Source organism: Exiguobacterium sp. s101 (assembly GCF_018617835.1).
Taxonomy (GTDB): Bacteria; Bacillota; Bacilli; order Exiguobacteriales; family Exiguobacteriaceae; genus Exiguobacterium; species Exiguobacterium marinum.
On sequence record NZ_JACSKX010000006.1, the window covers coordinates 18,287 to 35,311 of the forward strand.

17 protein-coding genes, 1 other RNA gene and 1 pseudogene are annotated in these 17,025 nt (G+C 45.2%); 11 read left to right on the plus strand and 8 right to left on the minus strand.

The features are described 5' to 3' along the window. Positions 1-22: 22 nt before the first annotated feature. Positions 23-430 (plus strand): hypothetical protein, encoded by a 408-nt coding sequence (locus KNO76_RS06660; protein WP_214883888.1) that lies wholly within the window; start codon positions 23-25, stop codon positions 428-430. On the opposite strand, the gene KNO76_RS06665 is transcribed toward KNO76_RS06660, so the two are convergent. The 5 genes from KNO76_RS06665 to KNO76_RS06685 form a co-directional block, all read right to left on the minus strand. Beyond that, on the minus strand, positions 381-1,058 hold the full coding sequence (locus KNO76_RS06665; protein ID WP_214883891.1) for an ABC transporter ATP-binding protein: 678 nt from the start codon (positions 1,056-1,058) through the stop codon (positions 381-383). The two genes, KNO76_RS06660 and KNO76_RS06665, sit on opposite strands and share 50 nt — an antisense overlap. Continuing rightward, the gene (locus KNO76_RS06670; protein ID WP_214883894.1) at positions 1,055-2,068 is read right to left on the minus strand and encodes an ABC transporter permease; all 1,014 of its coding nucleotides are present in this window, start codon (positions 2,066-2,068) and stop codon (positions 1,055-1,057) included. The genes KNO76_RS06665 and KNO76_RS06670 overlap by 4 nt, the downstream gene beginning before the upstream one ends. Before the next feature lie 68 nt (positions 2,069-2,136). After that, the gene (locus KNO76_RS06675) at positions 2,137-3,483 is read right to left on the minus strand and encodes a sensor histidine kinase (protein ID WP_214883896.1); all 1,347 of its coding nucleotides are present in this window, start codon (positions 3,481-3,483) and stop codon (positions 2,137-2,139) included. Beyond that, on the minus strand, positions 3,480-4,145 hold the full coding sequence (locus KNO76_RS06680) for a response regulator transcription factor (protein ID WP_214883911.1): 666 nt from the start codon (positions 4,143-4,145) through the stop codon (positions 3,480-3,482). The genes KNO76_RS06675 and KNO76_RS06680 overlap by 4 nt, the downstream gene beginning before the upstream one ends. Positions 4,146-4,214: 69 nt before the next feature. Continuing rightward, complete coding sequence (locus KNO76_RS06685; protein WP_214883914.1) at positions 4,215-5,108, minus strand: hypothetical protein; 894 nt, start codon at positions 5,106-5,108, stop codon at positions 4,215-4,217. 170 nt (positions 5,109-5,278) lie between these two features. Between KNO76_RS06685 and KNO76_RS06690 the strand changes: the two genes are divergently transcribed. Both KNO76_RS06690 and KNO76_RS06695 read left to right on the plus strand, forming a co-directional pair. Next, on the plus strand, positions 5,279-5,686 hold the full coding sequence (locus tag KNO76_RS06690) for a type III PLP-dependent enzyme domain-containing protein (RefSeq protein WP_214883916.1): 408 nt from the start codon (positions 5,279-5,281) through the stop codon (positions 5,684-5,686). 94 nt (positions 5,687-5,780) lie between these two features. Then, positions 5,781-7,229 carry a S8 family peptidase gene (locus KNO76_RS06695; RefSeq protein WP_214883919.1) on the plus strand — a complete coding sequence of 483 codons (1,449 nt, stop codon included), beginning with the start codon at positions 5,781-5,783 and terminating at the stop codon, positions 7,227-7,229. A 43-nt stretch (positions 7,230-7,272) separates the two neighbouring features. Here KNO76_RS06695 and KNO76_RS06700 read toward each other — a convergent pair whose 3' ends face one another. Beyond that, entirely contained in the window at positions 7,273-7,677 is a 405-nt protein-coding gene (locus KNO76_RS06700) for a hypothetical protein (RefSeq protein WP_214698660.1), read from the minus strand. A 120-nt stretch (positions 7,678-7,797) separates the two neighbouring features. On the opposite strand from KNO76_RS06700, the gene rnpB reads away from it, so the two are divergent. The 8 genes and pseudogenes from rnpB to KNO76_RS06740 all read left to right on the plus strand — a co-directional run bounded on the left by rnpB (position 7,798) and on the right by KNO76_RS06740 (position 14,065). Then, positions 7,798-8,165, plus strand: an RNA gene (gene rnpB, locus KNO76_RS06705) — RNase P RNA component class B. Positions 8,166-8,288: 123 nt separating this feature from the next. Further along, on the plus strand, positions 8,289-9,452 hold the full coding sequence (locus tag KNO76_RS06710) for a THUMP domain-containing class I SAM-dependent RNA methyltransferase (RefSeq protein ID WP_214698658.1): 1,164 nt from the start codon (positions 8,289-8,291) through the stop codon (positions 9,450-9,452). 121 nt (positions 9,453-9,573) lie between these two features. Next, entirely contained in the window at positions 9,574-9,756 is a 183-nt protein-coding gene (locus KNO76_RS06715; protein WP_034771048.1) for a hypothetical protein, read from the plus strand. A 43-nt stretch (positions 9,757-9,799) separates the two neighbouring features. Beyond that, positions 9,800-10,711 carry a Gfo/Idh/MocA family protein gene (locus tag KNO76_RS06720; protein WP_353047879.1) on the plus strand — a complete coding sequence of 304 codons (912 nt, stop codon included), beginning with the start codon at positions 9,800-9,802 and terminating at the stop codon, positions 10,709-10,711. A gap of 124 nt (positions 10,712-10,835) precedes the next feature. Then, positions 10,836-12,185: pseudogene (locus KNO76_RS06725) on the plus strand (alanine/glycine:cation symporter family protein). Positions 12,186-12,288: 103 nt separating this feature from the next. Next, entirely contained in the window at positions 12,289-13,110 is an 822-nt protein-coding gene (locus KNO76_RS06730; RefSeq protein ID WP_214698655.1) for a YihY/virulence factor BrkB family protein, read from the plus strand. Positions 13,111-13,189: 79 nt separating this feature from the next. Continuing rightward, positions 13,190-13,744: a hypothetical protein gene (locus KNO76_RS06735; RefSeq protein ID WP_214883926.1), complete on the plus strand. Its 555-nt coding sequence runs from the start codon at positions 13,190-13,192 to the stop codon at positions 13,742-13,744. 15 nt (positions 13,745-13,759) lie between these two features. After that, positions 13,760-14,065 (plus strand): hypothetical protein, encoded by a 306-nt coding sequence (locus tag KNO76_RS06740; protein WP_214883929.1) that lies wholly within the window; start codon positions 13,760-13,762, stop codon positions 14,063-14,065. A 43-nt stretch (positions 14,066-14,108) separates the two neighbouring features. Here KNO76_RS06740 and putP read toward each other — a convergent pair whose 3' ends face one another. Both putP and KNO76_RS06750 read right to left on the minus strand, forming a co-directional pair. Then, positions 14,109-15,590 carry a sodium/proline symporter PutP gene (putP, locus tag KNO76_RS06745; protein ID WP_214883932.1) on the minus strand — a complete coding sequence of 494 codons (1,482 nt, stop codon included), beginning with the start codon at positions 15,588-15,590 and terminating at the stop codon, positions 14,109-14,111. A gap of 336 nt (positions 15,591-15,926) precedes the next feature. Then, complete coding sequence (locus KNO76_RS06750) at positions 15,927-16,898, minus strand: D-alanyl-D-alanine carboxypeptidase family protein (RefSeq protein ID WP_251127931.1); 972 nt, start codon at positions 16,896-16,898, stop codon at positions 15,927-15,929. Positions 16,899-17,025 lie beyond the last annotated feature (127 nt).

Below are 17,025 nucleotides of genomic sequence, written 5' to 3' on the forward strand. Positions count from 1 at the left end.
GCAGGAGGGTGGGGACATCTATATGGAGAGGTCAGAGATCTATCGAATGATACAAATGGTGTTGAGCGATAGAGAGGGGATGCTTGAACGGGGAGTAACGTTCTCGTGGGCGATTGAAGGAGATGAACGAATCATCGGACTCGTATTTGATGTTATTCTCGACCGTTATTTTCTATATAACCAAACAAGCCTCCTCACCGAGGTACAAGAGATTGCGCGTCTAGTCGAATGTCGACCAGAGGAAATCGTTCGCGCACTCTCCTGTCTTTCGGGGATTCGACTCGAATCGAATCATATCATCGAACGATTGATGAACATCGAAGAGGCGACCATTTCGGAGAACGGATCAATCTTTGTTGCCATTCGCCTTGGAGGATGGCTCACTCATCAATTGCATCAAATTGGTCGTGATGCCCTTCTTCCTTGTTGAGCTCGGTCAAGGTACCATCAATCACGCGAAGGACGCGATCACACACATCGAGCATGCGTTCATCATGTGTGATGACGACGACACGTCTCCCTTCTTCATGCGCTTGTTTGGCCAATAACTCCATAACACGGCGTCCATTCTCATAATCAAGACTCGCCGTCGGTTCATCTGCTAAAATGAGTTGCGGGGAGTTAATCAAGGCACGTGCGACGGCGACACGTTGCTTTTCACCTCCCGACAATGTCGACGGGAGATGATGCAGGCGGTGTCCTAAGCCGAGGTCGGTCAATAATTGTTTCGCATCTATCTGTCTCTTCTCCTGAATCAGCTCAAGTTGCTCGAGCACCGTCAAGTAGGGTATCAGGTGGGCCTGCTGAAACACGAAACCGACTTCATGTAGGCGTAACTGACGACGTTGTTCCTCATCTAATTCGAATACGTCGCGTTCGTTCATCAAAAATGTTCCTTGATCTGGTTTTCGCAATAGACCGAGGATGTATAACAATGTACTCTTCCCGCTACCACTCGGACCGACGATGGCAACGCATTCCCCTGGCGATACATGTAACTCGATGTCATTCAATACGAGCTGACCGTCAAACTGATGTGATACATGGCTTAACCTCATGATGCTTTTCCTCCTATGATTTCAATTGCGTCGACTTGACGTAGTTTCCATAACGGTAACAACGCGCCAAGAACAGATAAGAAAATGAACATGGACCCGAATAGCGCGACATGACCGAAGTCGACGAGAAATGGTAACGATGATGGAATCAACGCATCGACGACGTACATGAACCCGATCGATGTGGCCACTGCGGCAGATACGATGACGATGACCTGAAAGAGCAGTGCCCGTCCGATGATTCGAGGAGAGAGACCGATTGCCTTCAGAATTCCGAGTTCAGGTAACTTTTGAAGCGTGAACAAATAAAAGAATGCGGTCAAAATAAACGTTCCGATCACGAGCAGAAAAGCACGCATCATCGTGAATGTGCTTTGCTCGGCACTATATCCAGGAACCGACTCAATCAAATCTTGTTGACTCATGACGAGCGGATTGGACATCGTGGATTCCGTTCCAATCTCAGCCGATACATATGGACGTTGTTCGGAGTAATCCAAATAATCGAACCACGTCTCGTTCGTCGTGTAAATCACCGGTCCATGACTGTAGCGCCCAGGGGCCTCACCGGCGATCGTAAAACGATATTCGGACGCAAAGTCGTTCAACGTGTCACCTGTTCCAAGCTGTTCAGAAAGACTTGGGTCAAACAAGACTTCACCTGTTTCTAGATAAGTACCTGGGCCAATATTACTTCCACTCGGAAGGGCGAACAGCGTGACCTCTTCTTTTTTTCCATCAATCGTGACCGTGAGCTGTCGGACGCTCATCGTTTCGTTTGAAGTATCCGCTGTGACGTCTATAAACGATCGTGTCAATTGACCTTCTGAGTCCGGATCAAGCTGGTACGTTGAAGCATTCAATTCGTGCAAGGCAGAACCGTTATCATATGCGAGACCGTCTGCTAGCCCTGTAATGAGTGTCGTCAACATGACAATCAATAATGTGATCACAAATAGCATCGAGAATTTTCTTTTTTGTCTCCACATCTCTTTCCAACCTAACTGCATAAAAAAACCTCCTTCAAGTGCTGATGAAGGAAGTGTACTTCAGTAATATGAACAGAATATGAACAGAATCAGAAATGTAGATGAATCGTGGTGCCAATTCCTTCACTCGATTCAAGTGTGATCTGACCGCCATGTAAGTCAAGGATATCTGAGGTGATGGCGAGACCGAGACCGGTTCCTCTGCTTGTCCGAGCCGTGTCGCCACGATAAAAACGGTCGAAGAGATGTTGTTTCGTTTCCTCGTTCATGCCAATCCCTTCATCAGTGAAGGATATAGTGACATGTGGTTCTAAAGTACATATGATTTGAATCGTACCCCCTTCGTGAGAAGCATGTATGGCGTTCACCAATACGTTATTCCATATTTGAGCGAGAAGGACCGGGTCGCTCGTCAATTCGACATCATTCGGAATATCTATGATGACAGCAATCCCTTTTTGATCGAGCAAGAAGGCGTTTATTTGAATGACTTCAGATACCGATTGGAGCACATTGACTTTCGTCTCAAGGATTGGTGGATTTTCATCCAGACGTGACAAAAGAAGGAGCTGTTTCGTCAATTGGGATAGGCGTCTCGTCTCCTGTTCGATGACACGCGCATATTCGTTTGATACACCGTCCGTTCCGTCAACTAATTTTTCAGCATAGCCGACAAGGGATGTCAGTGGGGACTGGAACTCATGAGAAACGTTCGATACAAAACGCCGTTGTCTCGCTTCGGTCTGATTGATTGTGTTGGACATGTCTTGAAACTGTCGTGCTAGCGTCCCAATCTCATCTTGTCGTTCTATAGGTAGATCTTCAGGCTCTTTACGCATAGCGACAGAAGTGGTCGCTTTTGTGAGTGTCTTTAACGGACGAACGAGTGAGCGTGTCGAAATAGCAATCAAGCCGAACGCTAGGAGCGTGACGAGGGCGAAAAACATTCCGACGAAAAGATGTAACTCCCGGATTTGGGCACTTAAGTCCGGGCGGATAAAGATAATGTCTCCGTTATCGAGTGCAAATCCATACGTGTTAGTCAATTCGTTATCAAATAAACCTAACAAGAAGAGGTGAAACGGAAAGTCTCGCATTCCTTGATAAGGAGTACCTTCTCGTACTGCTTCGATTACATTGTCAGAAATAGTTTCGTCACGAAACGCACCACCATAGCGCCGGAGTCCATCTGTCGAATCAATGACGACCAATTGATAACCTGCCGCTGCTAAAAACATATAAAATGCATCAGCATCCTCATCAGTGTGTTGTTCAAAATAGATTGACGCTCCATTAGCAACCGCTTCAGTCTTCTCGCTATAGGAGGGTTGCCACCATCTATAATAGGCTACGTTACTAAATAATAGTGAAACGGCTCCTGATAGGAGTAAAATCAAAAACATGGTGAGGATGATTCGTGTATAGAGTGTCTTCATGCGTTCACCTCGAGTGAATATCCAACGCCTCGAATCGTACGAATAAACAGTTCAGGATGGTTGAATCGGTGACGAAGTCGTTTAATATGAACATCAACGGTCCTCTTATCCCCCTCGAAATCGAATCCCCAAACAAGGTCAATCAACTCCTCGCGACGATATACCCTCCCAGGGAAGGAGGCTAGTTGAAATAATAGTTCGAATTCTTTTTTAGGAAGGTAAAACAATTGGTCGTCAAGTTTCACCTCATATTCTCTTATATCCAAATGCAGTGGTCCTGTTTGAATCTTTGACGCGGACGAACGTTGATATCTCCGCGAAACGGCCTGTAAGCGGAATAGTAATTCCTCGGGGATGAACGGTTTTGTCACATAATCATCTGCCCCATGCTCGAAACCTTGGCGTTTATCTTCCCATTCATCGAGAGCCGTCAATAGGATAACTGGAATATCGAGTGTCCCCTTTAAGCGCTGACAAAGCTCTCGACCGTCCAATCCAGGAAGCATGACGTCTAGAATTGCTGCATCAATCGGACGGGTCGTGAATAGATGCTCACCTATTGTGCCATTTGTTGCGATTAAAACCTCGTGCCCTGCATTTTCAAACGTCTCCTTCACAAGTCGTAAAATAGCGGGATCGTCTTCGACGATGAGTATACGCATGTCAATCGTTCCTTTCAAAAAGTTACTACAGGAAACGGGGTGACCTTTTTGGGGTCACTTCGAGTCGGATCAGCTCAACTGTTTCGTCATTTCTTGATGCAAGGAACGAAGCGCCCGGATGAATGCATCTTTGAAGTATTTGTCTTCTTGTGTCTCTAATGTTTGGATTGCTTTTTGGTCACCATTACTCGCCTTGACGAGTAGATTGACGACAGTTCCCCAACGTTTCACATGTTCTGGGCGGGGATGATTCAATGCGGTCGTAAGTGTGAACCAATACGGCTGATCACGTCTTTGAAGTGTGGCAATCATCCGTTTTGCGAGGAGCGTATCTTCTTCAGAAGGAATTGTTGCTGTAGCGAACCAACCGAGCATCGAGGCGCTCATGGATTCGAATTCCTGTTTCATAGATGGTTCGATTGCTAAACGACCGAAGTCTGTCACGTTGACGAACACCAATCGGTCTTTGAGATCGACATGTGTGACCCAACCGGATATAGATTTCAGCTTCTCTCGCTCTTTTGACTGTGCTTTACACGTATAGCCCTGCTGTTTCCCGATGTAGATTCGGAATTGCCCCCGATCGATATGCTTGTCTACCTTGAATTCAATATCTTGTCCCACTTGAAACGGTTGATTTCGTTTATTCAATGTTTGTCCCTTTTTCAATTCTGGTCGTTTTGAGATATGCCGTAGCGCTTCTTGCTCAGTCCGGTCATCCAACGTCCATAGGTTGTGAGGGGTCACATTTTTAAACCGATGTCGTCGTACATAAATGTACTGGTCGAGCGCTTCAATCGCATCTGCAGAAGTGAGCTTTCCAGTCAAATAGTCATCAGCGATGTCACGTAAGGTGAGTGATTCGAGACGATCGATATGTCCGGCATATGAGACGGTTCCAACAACGAATAACGCGGTCGCGACCAACTCACTTTCACGAGGGGTCAACGGTCGTTTGGCCATGGTGCACTTCCTCTCTAGATTCATATGATTAGTATAACAAAAACACATTAGCCGTTGCGAATTCAACTATGATTTGGGAAAAAATGAGGAATGGAAAGGATTCCACTTACTTATCTCGAATAGTGACTTGTAAAGAATCAGACGAAGGATTGAAAGAGTGAGGTGAGACGATGAAGCTCTCTATCGAGCCAGGGGATTACGTTGTGTTGATTGAAATCAATAAAGAAGTATTGAAGTGTTCCTCCTTTGAGGAAGTCGATCAGGCGGATCGCATTAGATATGAACTTGTTAGTCGGATGAGTGAACGTTTACCAGCTGAGGTCATCGTCCCATCCATCATCGATTATATTCGCTTTGGTAGCGGATACATTGGAGACTACATCATCTGGGATGCTGAAACAGAGTCTTTTTTTTGTCAGCAGTTTGAAACCATTGATGGTTCTCCACTTGGAGAGGACTTAGAAGGATTTCGTCCTGACCCGAGTCGGGTTGAATTGGCGCGATATTATACGTACTTGACGATTGGACGAATTATTGAATTCGACATGCTACATCCGGATGAATCAAATTATTGGTAAGTTTTTCGGCAACTTTTTATTCAAAAAAAGGGAAATCTAATCCAAAGTTTGAGATAATGAAATCACTTTATCAGTTTGGAATGGAGCGGAAGGAATGAAGAAGATTGCCCTTTTGACAGCAGTTGCGCTTTTACTGCCTACGACGGTAGGTGCAGCCAAACCTGTCATCCTTGAGAAGCATGGTTATGTCGTCTCAGAACCTCGTATATCGAGTCAGTATTATGTTCATCAAATCGGAACCGATTTGGCCTGGAGTAAAACGAGAGGAGCCTCCGACATCGTCGTGGCACTGATCGACTCATCTGCCGACCGGAATCATATGGATTTGAAAAATGTTCCTCGTGTCGTCAACTCAATGAAAGGACCCTACAGCGCTGACATTCACGGGACGCACACTGCAGGTATTTTGGCCGGTAAACATAATCAGTTCGGTATTGCCGGACTCGCACCGAACGTACGATATCACTTTTACAATGTGTTCTACGGAAAGAATTCAAAGTACACTGATTCATGGACTGTCGCTAAAGCTGTGGATACGGCAGTCGCGAAAGGTGCAAATCTAATCAACCTGTCTCTTGGGGGGGATGATTTTGATAGCCGATTGGCCACATCAATCAAGCGGGCAAGGGCGAAGGGTGTGATCATTGTCGCATCTTCTGGAAATGATGGGCAACGCAAATCGACCTTTCCAGCAAATATGAAAGAAGTGATTGCGGTCGGTGCGATCGATTCCCGGCATCGTATCGCCGACTTTAGTAATATGGATGCAAACGTCAAAATCGTTGCGCCAGGCGTCAACGTCTTGTCTTTAGGGGTCAACAATCGTTTTGTCTATATGGATGGAACGTCCATGGCAGCACCGATGGTCACTGCTAGCCTAGCTCTTGTCAAATCAATCAATCCTTATTTAACTCCGGGAGAGATCGAAGCTTTGATTGCAAAAATGCCTCGAGTGTCCGGAACAACACATACCGAACTAAATACGATGAAATTGCTTGAAGCGACAAGCCGTCCGATTCATATTTCTACACCTTCTGTTTGGAAAAGTCGATACGTCAAAGACGTGAAATTGAGTGTCATGAATCACTCGAATCTCAAATCATCTTTCACACTCTATCAAGGAAGTAAAAAAATTAAAAAGTTTTCACCGAATCGTACGTTCACAATGTATTCGAGCGGAGACTGGTTACCGAGTGGACAATATCGGATTGTCGGACAAGTGACAGATGGGAAATATAAGCGCTACACGAGTCGAACAATTGACTATGTCAACACGTTAAAAACATCTGTTTCGGTCGAAGCGACAGATGAAAAGACCTTTACGTTACGGACGTCACGAAAAGGGATGGTCACGGTTCTTGATTTAGATGGGAATGTACTATATGAAGCCCTTCATATTGCCGGAACGTTCCCAGTACGAGGGGATACGACACGAGGCTTGACTGTCATCCTGAAACCGACCGATGTACGAGAAAAAGTTGTGACAACCACTTACGATGCTCCTGAGATTGAGGAGGAGCAGCCCGTCGTCGAAACACTGTAAAATTAAAAGCCGCCTACTCCTGAAGAGAGGCGGCTAATCTTATTTAGTCAATGGTGATGGCTTCTCCACACCAACGGATACTCGCTTCTAAGACATTTCCCTGGTCGTCGATATGCTCAAAACTAAGTTTACCATCTCGGATGATCTCACATAAACCGACTCGAACACGGTCACTCCATGTACGACGCGTTTCATGCGTTTCATCGAACACTGGGATCGCGTCCGGAAAACGCTCTTCCAAGTGTGTTAAATTGTGATGGTCAAAATGATATGATCGTTTCGAGAGTTCGTTCGGTGCTTTAATGTCGAACGGTTCAAACCCTCGAACGAGACGATTATTCCGGTAGAAGGCGAACACGCCGTTGTTCGGGTGGAGCACTTTAATGTCATCGATTTCTATTACATAGGTTAGACGTTGAATCCAACCGTTTTTTGCATCCTGATGCATCAAAATCCCTCCTTATTCAATGAACACGCCTTATTTTATCGCTGACTGTTCGTAAAATCAAGTTTCGAATTTCAGTTGTCAAGCATTGAAATATCCGCTACAATAGTTGAAGTGACTATGAAGTCTAGACAATCGCGGGACGCAAGTCTTGAGGAAAGTCCATGCTCGCACAGCCTGTGATGGCTGTAGTGATCGTGCTACACGAAAAGATAAGTGTAGGCAACGCAAGTTGACGGCAGAAGAAACACCTAAGTCCTAGGATACGGTGTACGCTTCTTGAAAGTGCCACAGTGACGGAGTCTGATCGGAAACGTTCAGAGTGGAACGAGGTAAACCCCACGAGCGAGAAACCCAAACTATGGTAGGGGAACTTCCGAACCGGAATCGAACGGGACGGAGGGCGCACTTGTGCGCAGATAGATGATTGTCACTCCATCGTGCCAGGGAGACCGTTATGAGCACCGGAGTACAGAACATGGCTTACAGGACAACATAGTCTCAACTTACAACGACAAGGAGTTCAAGCACATATACTTGAACTCCTTTTTTCATGAACTTTTTATAACTTACAGATTAATGAATGATACCTTGTAGAAAGAAGGCGATAGGTAATGGCAAAACGTAAACTGATTGCGACAGCAGCGATGGGGATTGAGGCGCTCGTAGCAAAAGAAGTGAGAGATTTAGGGTACACGTGTGAAGTGGAAAATGGACGAATCTATATCGATGCGGAGATGGAAGACATCCCACGCCTCAATATGTGGTTGCGGACAGCGGACCGAGTCAAACTCGTCGTTGCAGAATTCAAAGCGACGACGTTCACCGAATTGTTTGACGGGGTCGTGGCATTACCATGGACGGAACTCATGCCATGGGATGCGGCGTTCACGGTTGACGGACGTTCTGTCAAGTCGAAACTGTTCTCGATTCGTGACTGCCAGAAGATCACGGAGAAGGCAATCGTCGAGGCGATGCAACGTGGTTACCACAAGGAAGGCGAGTGGTTGCCGAAATCAGGCGCAAAATTCCCGATTGAAGTCGCACTATTAAAAGATGTGGCGACCATCACAATCGATACATCCGGTCCGCTTCACCGTCGTGGTTATCGAGAGCTTCATTCGCAAGCTCCACTCAAAGAGACGATGGCAGCGGCGATGATTCAATTGACGAACTGGCGTCCGGACATGCCGTTTTATGATGTATTCACCGGTTCAGGGACGCTTGCGATCGAAGCGGCAATGATCGGACGTAACATTGCTCCGGGTATCAATCGTGAATACTTCGCTCAGGACTGGGCATGTATCCCGAAGAAAGCCTGGTATGCGGCAATCAATGAAGCGAACGAGAAGGCAGAGTGGGATAAACCCCTAAAAATTTACGGGATCGATCTCGACCCACGGATGGTGAAACTCGCGAAAGATAATGCTGAACTCGCAGACGTTCGTGATGCGATCACGTTCGTCCATAGTGACGCGGCCGCGTTGAAGCCGAAGGAAGAGTACGGGGTCATCATCGGCAACCCACCATATGGTGAGCGACTCCAATCTGAAGAAGAAATCATCGACTTGTACGAGCGAATCGGGGCACAATATGCGAAATACCCTGGATATAGTGTTTATATGTTGACGAGCTATGAAGACTTCGAGAAAGCGTACGGTCGCCCGGCGACGAAGCGTCGTAAATTGTACAACGGAAACATTGAGACACAATATTATCAATTCTTCGGTAAACGTCGTCCACGTCCGGATCGTGATACGAATCAAAAATCTGACTAATGTAGAGAATGACCGTTCCATCGAGCGGTCATTTTTCTAATTTCCTTCACTTACTCAATTGTTTCAACATTCGATGAACAGGTTATACATATCATATGTATAATAAAAAGGGGGACATGTGATGCAGACGTATACTGTCGAATATCAGTTACATGCGAAAGAACAGACCACCCGGACGGTAGATGTGAAAATGAACCGTGCGCCAAACTTGAATAATCAAGAAGAGCTAAATGCTGCCTACCAAATTGTTTCGGACGCGATTCGTGAGCCGATCACTAGTTTTGAGATTGTATCCATTACGTGAGCCCGAGGCAATCGCTTCGGGCTTTCTACATATGACTGAAGGAGTGAACAAATTGAATATTTTAGTAGTCGGAATTGGTGATGTGGCCCAAAAAGCATATCTGCCAGTGTATGCCGGATTGAAAGACGTCAACGTATACCTCGTTTCAAGGGATAAACAGAAGCTCGACGCTATGCTGTCGACTTATCGTTTCCAAGGTGGATACACTGACCTTAAGGAGGTGACGATGTCAGAGATGGATGCTGTCATGATTCATTCGACGACATCAGCACACTTTGAACAAGCCGAGTACTGTCTTCTTCAAAAGAAACATGTCTTCATTGATAAGCCGATCACGTTCATGCTTGAAGAGACGGAACGGCTTGTCATGTTAGCCAAAGAGAACGATGTTCATCTCGTCACCGGCTTCAATCGTCGATTTGCGACTGCGACACAAGCGTTGAAACAGATCGGACAAAAGAACATGGTGTTCATTCAAAAAAACCGAACTTATAAACCGGCGACGCTTCGTGAATTCGTCATCGAGGATTTTGTTCACGTCGTTGATACACTCCGCTATTTAACCGACCTTCGTCCGGTCGAACGGTTGCGTGTCACTCCGCGTTATGACGGAGACGTTTTGAAACAAGTGGTGATTCACTTCACTGCAGGTGGGGTTGAAGCAATCGGTTGGATGAACCGTGATAACGGTTGCACCGAGGAAGTGATGGAGGTCATGTCTCCGAATGTGAAGCGTGTCAGCCGTGACGTCGAGCGGATTTTGGATTATGGACCTGACGGGGTGAGAGGATGGGCACTCGACCCGTGGGAGTCGAGCTTGAAACGTCGCGGATTCATCCACATGGTCGAAGAGTTCATTCGGTTAGTAAACGGGGAACCGAATACGTCGGTCATTGCCGAGGATAGTCTTGAGACGCATCGACTGTGTGAAGAGATACTCACAAATGTGCAGTGAACCGTCTGTTTCTGTCAGATTCAGAGCGGATAAAAACTCGATAACCCGATAAAAGGAGGCGATTTTGTTGGATGTTCGTGAACTGATTATGCAAATCAATGACTATTTATAGTCGTACCTACTCATCTTTGTCTTGATTGCCGGAGGACTTTATTTTACGATTCGGATGGGATTCGTTCAATTTCGAATGCTACCTGAAATGTTTAAACTGCTATTTGTGAAAGGACTCAAGCATGAGAAAGGTCAGGTATCTTCCTTCCAGGCGTTCGCAATCGGGACGGCAGCACGTGTCGGTACGGGGAACATCGCCGGTGTGTCGACCGCCATCGCATTAGGAGGTCCTGGCGCCGTGTTTTGGATGTGGCTCATCGCATTGATTGGAGCGGCATCGGCATTCGTCGAGAGTACTCTCGCCCAAGTATATAAAGTGCATAATGGCAAAGCTTGGCGTGGCGGACCAGCATATTACATCGAGCGGGCATTAGGGGAGCGCTGGTTAGGGATCGTCTTTGCCATTTTGATTACCTTTGCATTTGGATTTGCTTTCAACTCAGTACAGGCGAATACGATTGCGCTCTCTGTGAACAATGTATTTGAGATTGATACGATATGGGTCGGGCTGATTTTAGCCGCCCTCACTGCAATTGTCATTTTTCGGCGGAATTCGTTCGATCTCGACTTTGTCGGGAATTATTGTGCCAATCATGGCGGGTGGTTATATCCTACTAGCGATTTGGGTCGTCTTCACGAATCTTGATGTAGTGCCACAAGTATTCTCGGCCATCTTCTCAGAAGGTATCTTCAGTTTCCAACAACTGTTCGGTGGAGCGGTCGGAGCAGCTGTCCTTCAAGGGATTCGCCGTGGATTGTTCTCGAACGAGTTCAGCACCGAATGCCGCCGCAACGGCTGAAGTTAGCCTTCCTGTCAAACAAGGATTGATTCAATCGCTCAGTGTTTTTGTCGATACATTATTCATCTGTACGGCGACGGCGATGATTGTCCTCATCTCAGGTGTCGAAGGCTCTGAAGCATTCCAAGGGATTGAGCTTGCCCAAGTGGCGCTCCTCGTTGAGATCGGTCCGATAGCAACGACACTCATGACAGTTGCGATTCTTCTTTTTGCTTTTAGCTCGATCTTGGCCAACTACTACTATGGAGAGATGAATATTGAATTTATTTCTGAAAAAACGATATCTCATCACTTACCGGATTGCTGTTGTCGGTATGTTCATGTTTGGTTCGGTACGCTCGGCAGGACTTGTCTGGTCGATTGCGGACACCTTCATGGGGTTGATGGCACTTGTCGATATGTACGCGATTTTCCGATTAAGTACAGTTGCTAAGACGCTCCTCGATGATTATATACTCCAGAAGAAAGATGGCAAAGACCCAGAATTCTTAAAAGATGATGTAGATTTACCTGGCAAGGAGCATATTGAAGCGTGGGAAGCAAAAAAAGAAGAAATCAGTTGAACGATATATGGGAGTGCTTCCGATTCAGGGAGCATTTCCTCCATTCATTTATTATTATTTCAGATACCGTATTTATTTTAAAAAAAGAAAGTAGAGAATAATTATGAAACAAGTAATCTTGACAATCGTCAAGCGATTTTTTGTAGAACGATTTTTTGATCAAGCTGCTATGTTAGCCTATTACTTCATTCTTTCTACATTCCCGTTCTTGTTGTTCGTGTTGGGGATTGTTGGGCTTTTACCTTTTTCAAGTGGCGATGTGATTCAAGCATTGTCGCTCATTATGCCAGAAGCAAGTTATCGTCTATTAGAAGGGAACATCGAGGCGATTTTTGATAATTCAAAATTGAAATTGGCATCATTCAGTATCTTACCCGCACTTTGGATTTCATCGATTGCTGTCCAGTCATTAGTCCGGGCCTTGAACGATGCCTATCGGGCTGTCCGAAACAAGGCGTTTTGGAGAGGAATCTTACAGGATATTGCCATCACGTTAGCACTCATGTTTGTGCTTCCGTTTTCTTTGCTCGTACCGGTGATTGAGACGGCGCTACGCGAGGTATCTTCGTATATCCTATTCATCGATGAGATTGTCACAACCTATGCTCAAATTTGGTTTTACTTTAGATGGATCATCGGAACGAGTCTTCTATTCATAGTATTCGTATTCGTCTATAAGTGGTTGCCAAGTGTTGTTGGTACTTTCAAGAATAGTTGGGCTGGAGCAGCATTTGCGACTCTCGGAATACTAGTTGTGTCAAATGTGTTCAGTTACTATTCACAGTTTGCGAACTACGAACAGTTTTATGGACAACTTGGAGCGTTCATCGTCTTATTGATTTGGTTTTATCTAGCAGCCTCTGTGATCTTACTCGGAGGCCTCTTAAATGCGACACTGATCGAGAGGGAAGAAAAACTTCGTTAGACTTGTAATTATTAGTTATCATTCAAAAGAATAGGGAATCGTAACGTAAGGTCACATCATCTAAGCGGAGGTGGGAAACATGAATATGCAACGGCTCGTTCACAATCGTCGTTTCATCGATCAATCATTGTTTTACCTCGCCTTACATCTGTGGAAGTGGATTTTACTATTACCTGTTTTATTCTATTCGAACGTATCGTTTCAGCAATCACCATTTTCGGAGTACTTGATGGTCAGTATCATCCTGTATCTCATGTTTCGAGTCATTCAATATGTCGTCGCCAGTCGAGCTTCTTTCATGGAGTTAGTGGAATTCGGATATGCGATCTTGTCACTCTTACTCGCCTTTTCGTTCTTGATGGAGATTGGGTCGCCGCCAGTCGCCATTGCATTGATTGGCATAGTATACTTGAGCCATCCTATGCTAGCGCTTCATCACTATCAGAATTTCTCAGAACGGAAATGGCTGAACAAGCAGTTCCAACTATTTAGCCCGATGTTACGGCAAGGAGAAGTGCCAGTTCACGTTCTAGTATTGACGGAAGATGAGATTGTAATTACTGTAGAGAGTGGTAAAGAGTTTACGTACCGTCATATATATTGGGGCGGTTTTTATGTAGAAAATCCTTCCTAAAAGGTGGTTACACAGTTGTTTAGCGGATTCGATAATGTGATTGTCATTCTATTTTGGATTGCGACATTCATTGCGTTCTTTAAAGGAGCGTATGATATGTGGCGTGAGTATCGATCAACGAAAGAAAAATCAGTGCTCTATTATTTGATCGCATTGATCATTACTTGGTTTTGGTTCAACCAATACGAACTGGTCGCGCTTCATCCGTTCGTATTGATGGCGTACTATTGGAATCGGAACAAATGGATGCGTAACGCGATGCTCGTATTAGTGCTCGTTCCATTCGTGATTCGTGTATGGTTAATAGCCGCTTCCATGTAAAAAACTCGGTTCCTTTAAAGGAACCGAGTTTTTGTTTGTGGTATTATTCTTTTTTCGCAGCTGCCAATTCAGCTTCCATTTCGCCGAATTCACGAGTGATGCGTTTTTGTTCTTTCTGGCTTGTAAAGTTACTGACAAGTACGATTGCCAACATACTTAAGAAGAAGCCAGGGACCATTTCGTAAAGGACAGTTGAGAGTCCAGTCACGATCCAAAGAATAACTGTGATGGCACCGACGAGGATACCAGCGAGGGCACCTTGACGTGTCATCTTCGTCCAATATAGTGACAAGAGAATTGCTGGTCCGAAAGCTGAGCCGAATCCAGCCCATGCATATCCAACGAGTGTCAAGATTGTGCTAGATGGGTTGAGAGACATGAGTGTTGCTACGAACCCGACGACCAAGACACCGATACGACCGGCGCGTACCATTGTTTTTTCACTTGCTTCTTTGTTGAAGAACTTACGATAAAAGTCTTCTGTCAAAGCAGACGACGTAACGAGCAATTGTGACGATACGGTCGACATGACCGCTGCAAGAATCGCAGCTAATAAGAATCCAGTGATGAACGGGTGGAACAAGACTTCAGAGAATTGAATAAAGACTGTTTCTGGGTCACCAAGCGGATTTCCTTGACCGCGGAAGTATGCGATTCCGACGAAACCTGTCATGACGGCACCAATAATTGATACAGTCATCCAGCTCATTCCGATACGACGAGCTGTTTTCAAAGATTTTACATCACGAATGGCCATAAAGCGGACGATGATGTGCGGCTGACCAAAGTAACCGAGTCCCCAGGCGAGGAGACCGATAATCCCCAGTGTTGTCGTACCTTTGAAGACATCAAACAAATCAGCGTTAATTGTCGATGCAGAGTTGACAGCAGTGTCTACTCCACCAATATCTGTTAAAGCGACAAGTGGTACAAGTACGAGTGCCAAGAACATGATAACGCCTTGGGCGAAATCCGTCCAACTCACTGCTGTGAACCCACCGAAAAGGGTGTACAAGATGACGACACTGATTGTGACGATGACACCTGTCTGATAGTTTAATCCGAATGAGCTTTCAAACAACTTCCCGCCAGAAACGAGTCCGGCTGACGTGTAGAACGTGAAGAAGATGATGATGACGGATGCGGATAGGATCCGTAGCCAGTTCGAGTGATCTCGGAACCGATTCTCTAAAAAGTCTGGAATCGTAATCGAATCGTTCGCCATCTCTGTGAAGACGCGAAGTCGTGGAGCAACTAACAAGTAGTTCAAGTAAGCTCCGATGACCAATCCAACGGCTAACCAAATTGCTGATAGTCCAGTTGCATACATTGCACCTGGTAGTCCCATTAACATCCAACCACTCATATCCGAAGCCCCGGCTGACATGGCTGTAACTCCTGGCCCCATTTTACGGCCACCTAACATATAATCTGATGAATCGGTCGTTCGCTTATACGCGACGTATCCGATAAGAAGCATCATCACGAGATAAAGCGCGATTGATACCCATTCTTGCCATAGCATTGAATTACCTCCTATTAAGTTAAAAAAAATCTATCTCACCAACTCGTTCGCGATTGTGTGAAGTCGTCACACAGTCAAATACAAAAGTTGAAAAGGCGAACTTGTGGTTTACCTTATAGAACGTTTGGAATGATTGCAAACTGTCATCTTTTCATAAAAACGGCTCTAAAGCCTATCATATCAACGGATAAGAGCAAATTTCTTTCGTTAAAAAGTTTAAATATTCCGAATATTTGAAACGCTGCAGACTTGTTGTTGTAACATTAATGTAATATTAAATGATGTCTTTTCAGAAAAAACAAAAAAAGAGCATAGATTACATGCTCTTTCTCATCATTATTGAAATGCTGTCTCTTCAACGAGTCGCATCGTCGGGAATGTCTGCCCAGATTTTGCCCGCATTGTGACCAAGATATACGTCTCTTCTTCATGTTGCATGATGAACACCATCGTATAACCGGATTCGTCGGTGTAACCTGTTTTAGTAGCCGTCACGTATTTCGAATAGTTAATGCTTCTTTCATTAACAGCGGATCCGAGGTGATACCACCAACGTCGTTTGCCGTTTCCGTCAATGTCGTCAAACTCAGCTTTGTATTCATAAGTCCCGGCAATTTCAACAAGTTCAGGGTATGTACTGAATGCGAAGGCGATTTTAGCCATGTCGTTCGCCGTTGTATAATGATTTGGATCTGAGTATCCGTGTGCATTCATAAAGTGAGTGCCAGCTAATCCTAAAACTTTCGCACGGTTGTTCATTAATTTAACAAATGCTTCGGTAGACCCACTCGTATATTCCGCTAGACTATTCGCAGCATCATTACCCGATTCGAGAAGAGTGGCATATAAAGCCTGGCGTACCGTCAATTTATCACCAATTGTGAGATGGGCGATGTGACTATCCCATGGAATGTCGAGTGTAGATGCTTGGATGGTGATAACTGATTGATCAAGCTCGTCTGCGTCGGATGCTTTTTCGTAGGCGAGCAGTGCCGTCATCAGTTTGGTTGTGCTCGCTGGGAACACGCGATCGTCTGCGTTCTTATCGATTAAAATTTCCTGATTCGTCACATTGATGAAGGTCAAAGCTCCAACGGAAATGTCATCGTTTGATAATATAGTTGATTCACTGGGATCCCATGAGCCCATCTCAATATTCGGAAAGACCGGACCTTGTTTCATCGGTTCCATTTTAGGAGCGGCTGCCTCTGCAGGTGTTGGTGATTCCTTGTCTTGTTTAAATCCGACTAAGGTCGGGATCATTGCTATGATGCTGAGCAACACAACCGCTGCAATCATTCGTCGCATGATGTACGTTCTTCTTCGGTGTCTCCTTTTACGGGTCAACAAAAGTCCCTCCTTTTATCATTACTCATTAAACATAATAGAAAACGCTCTCTTTTTTCGCTATTAAAATAAAGAACTAGGTCAATGA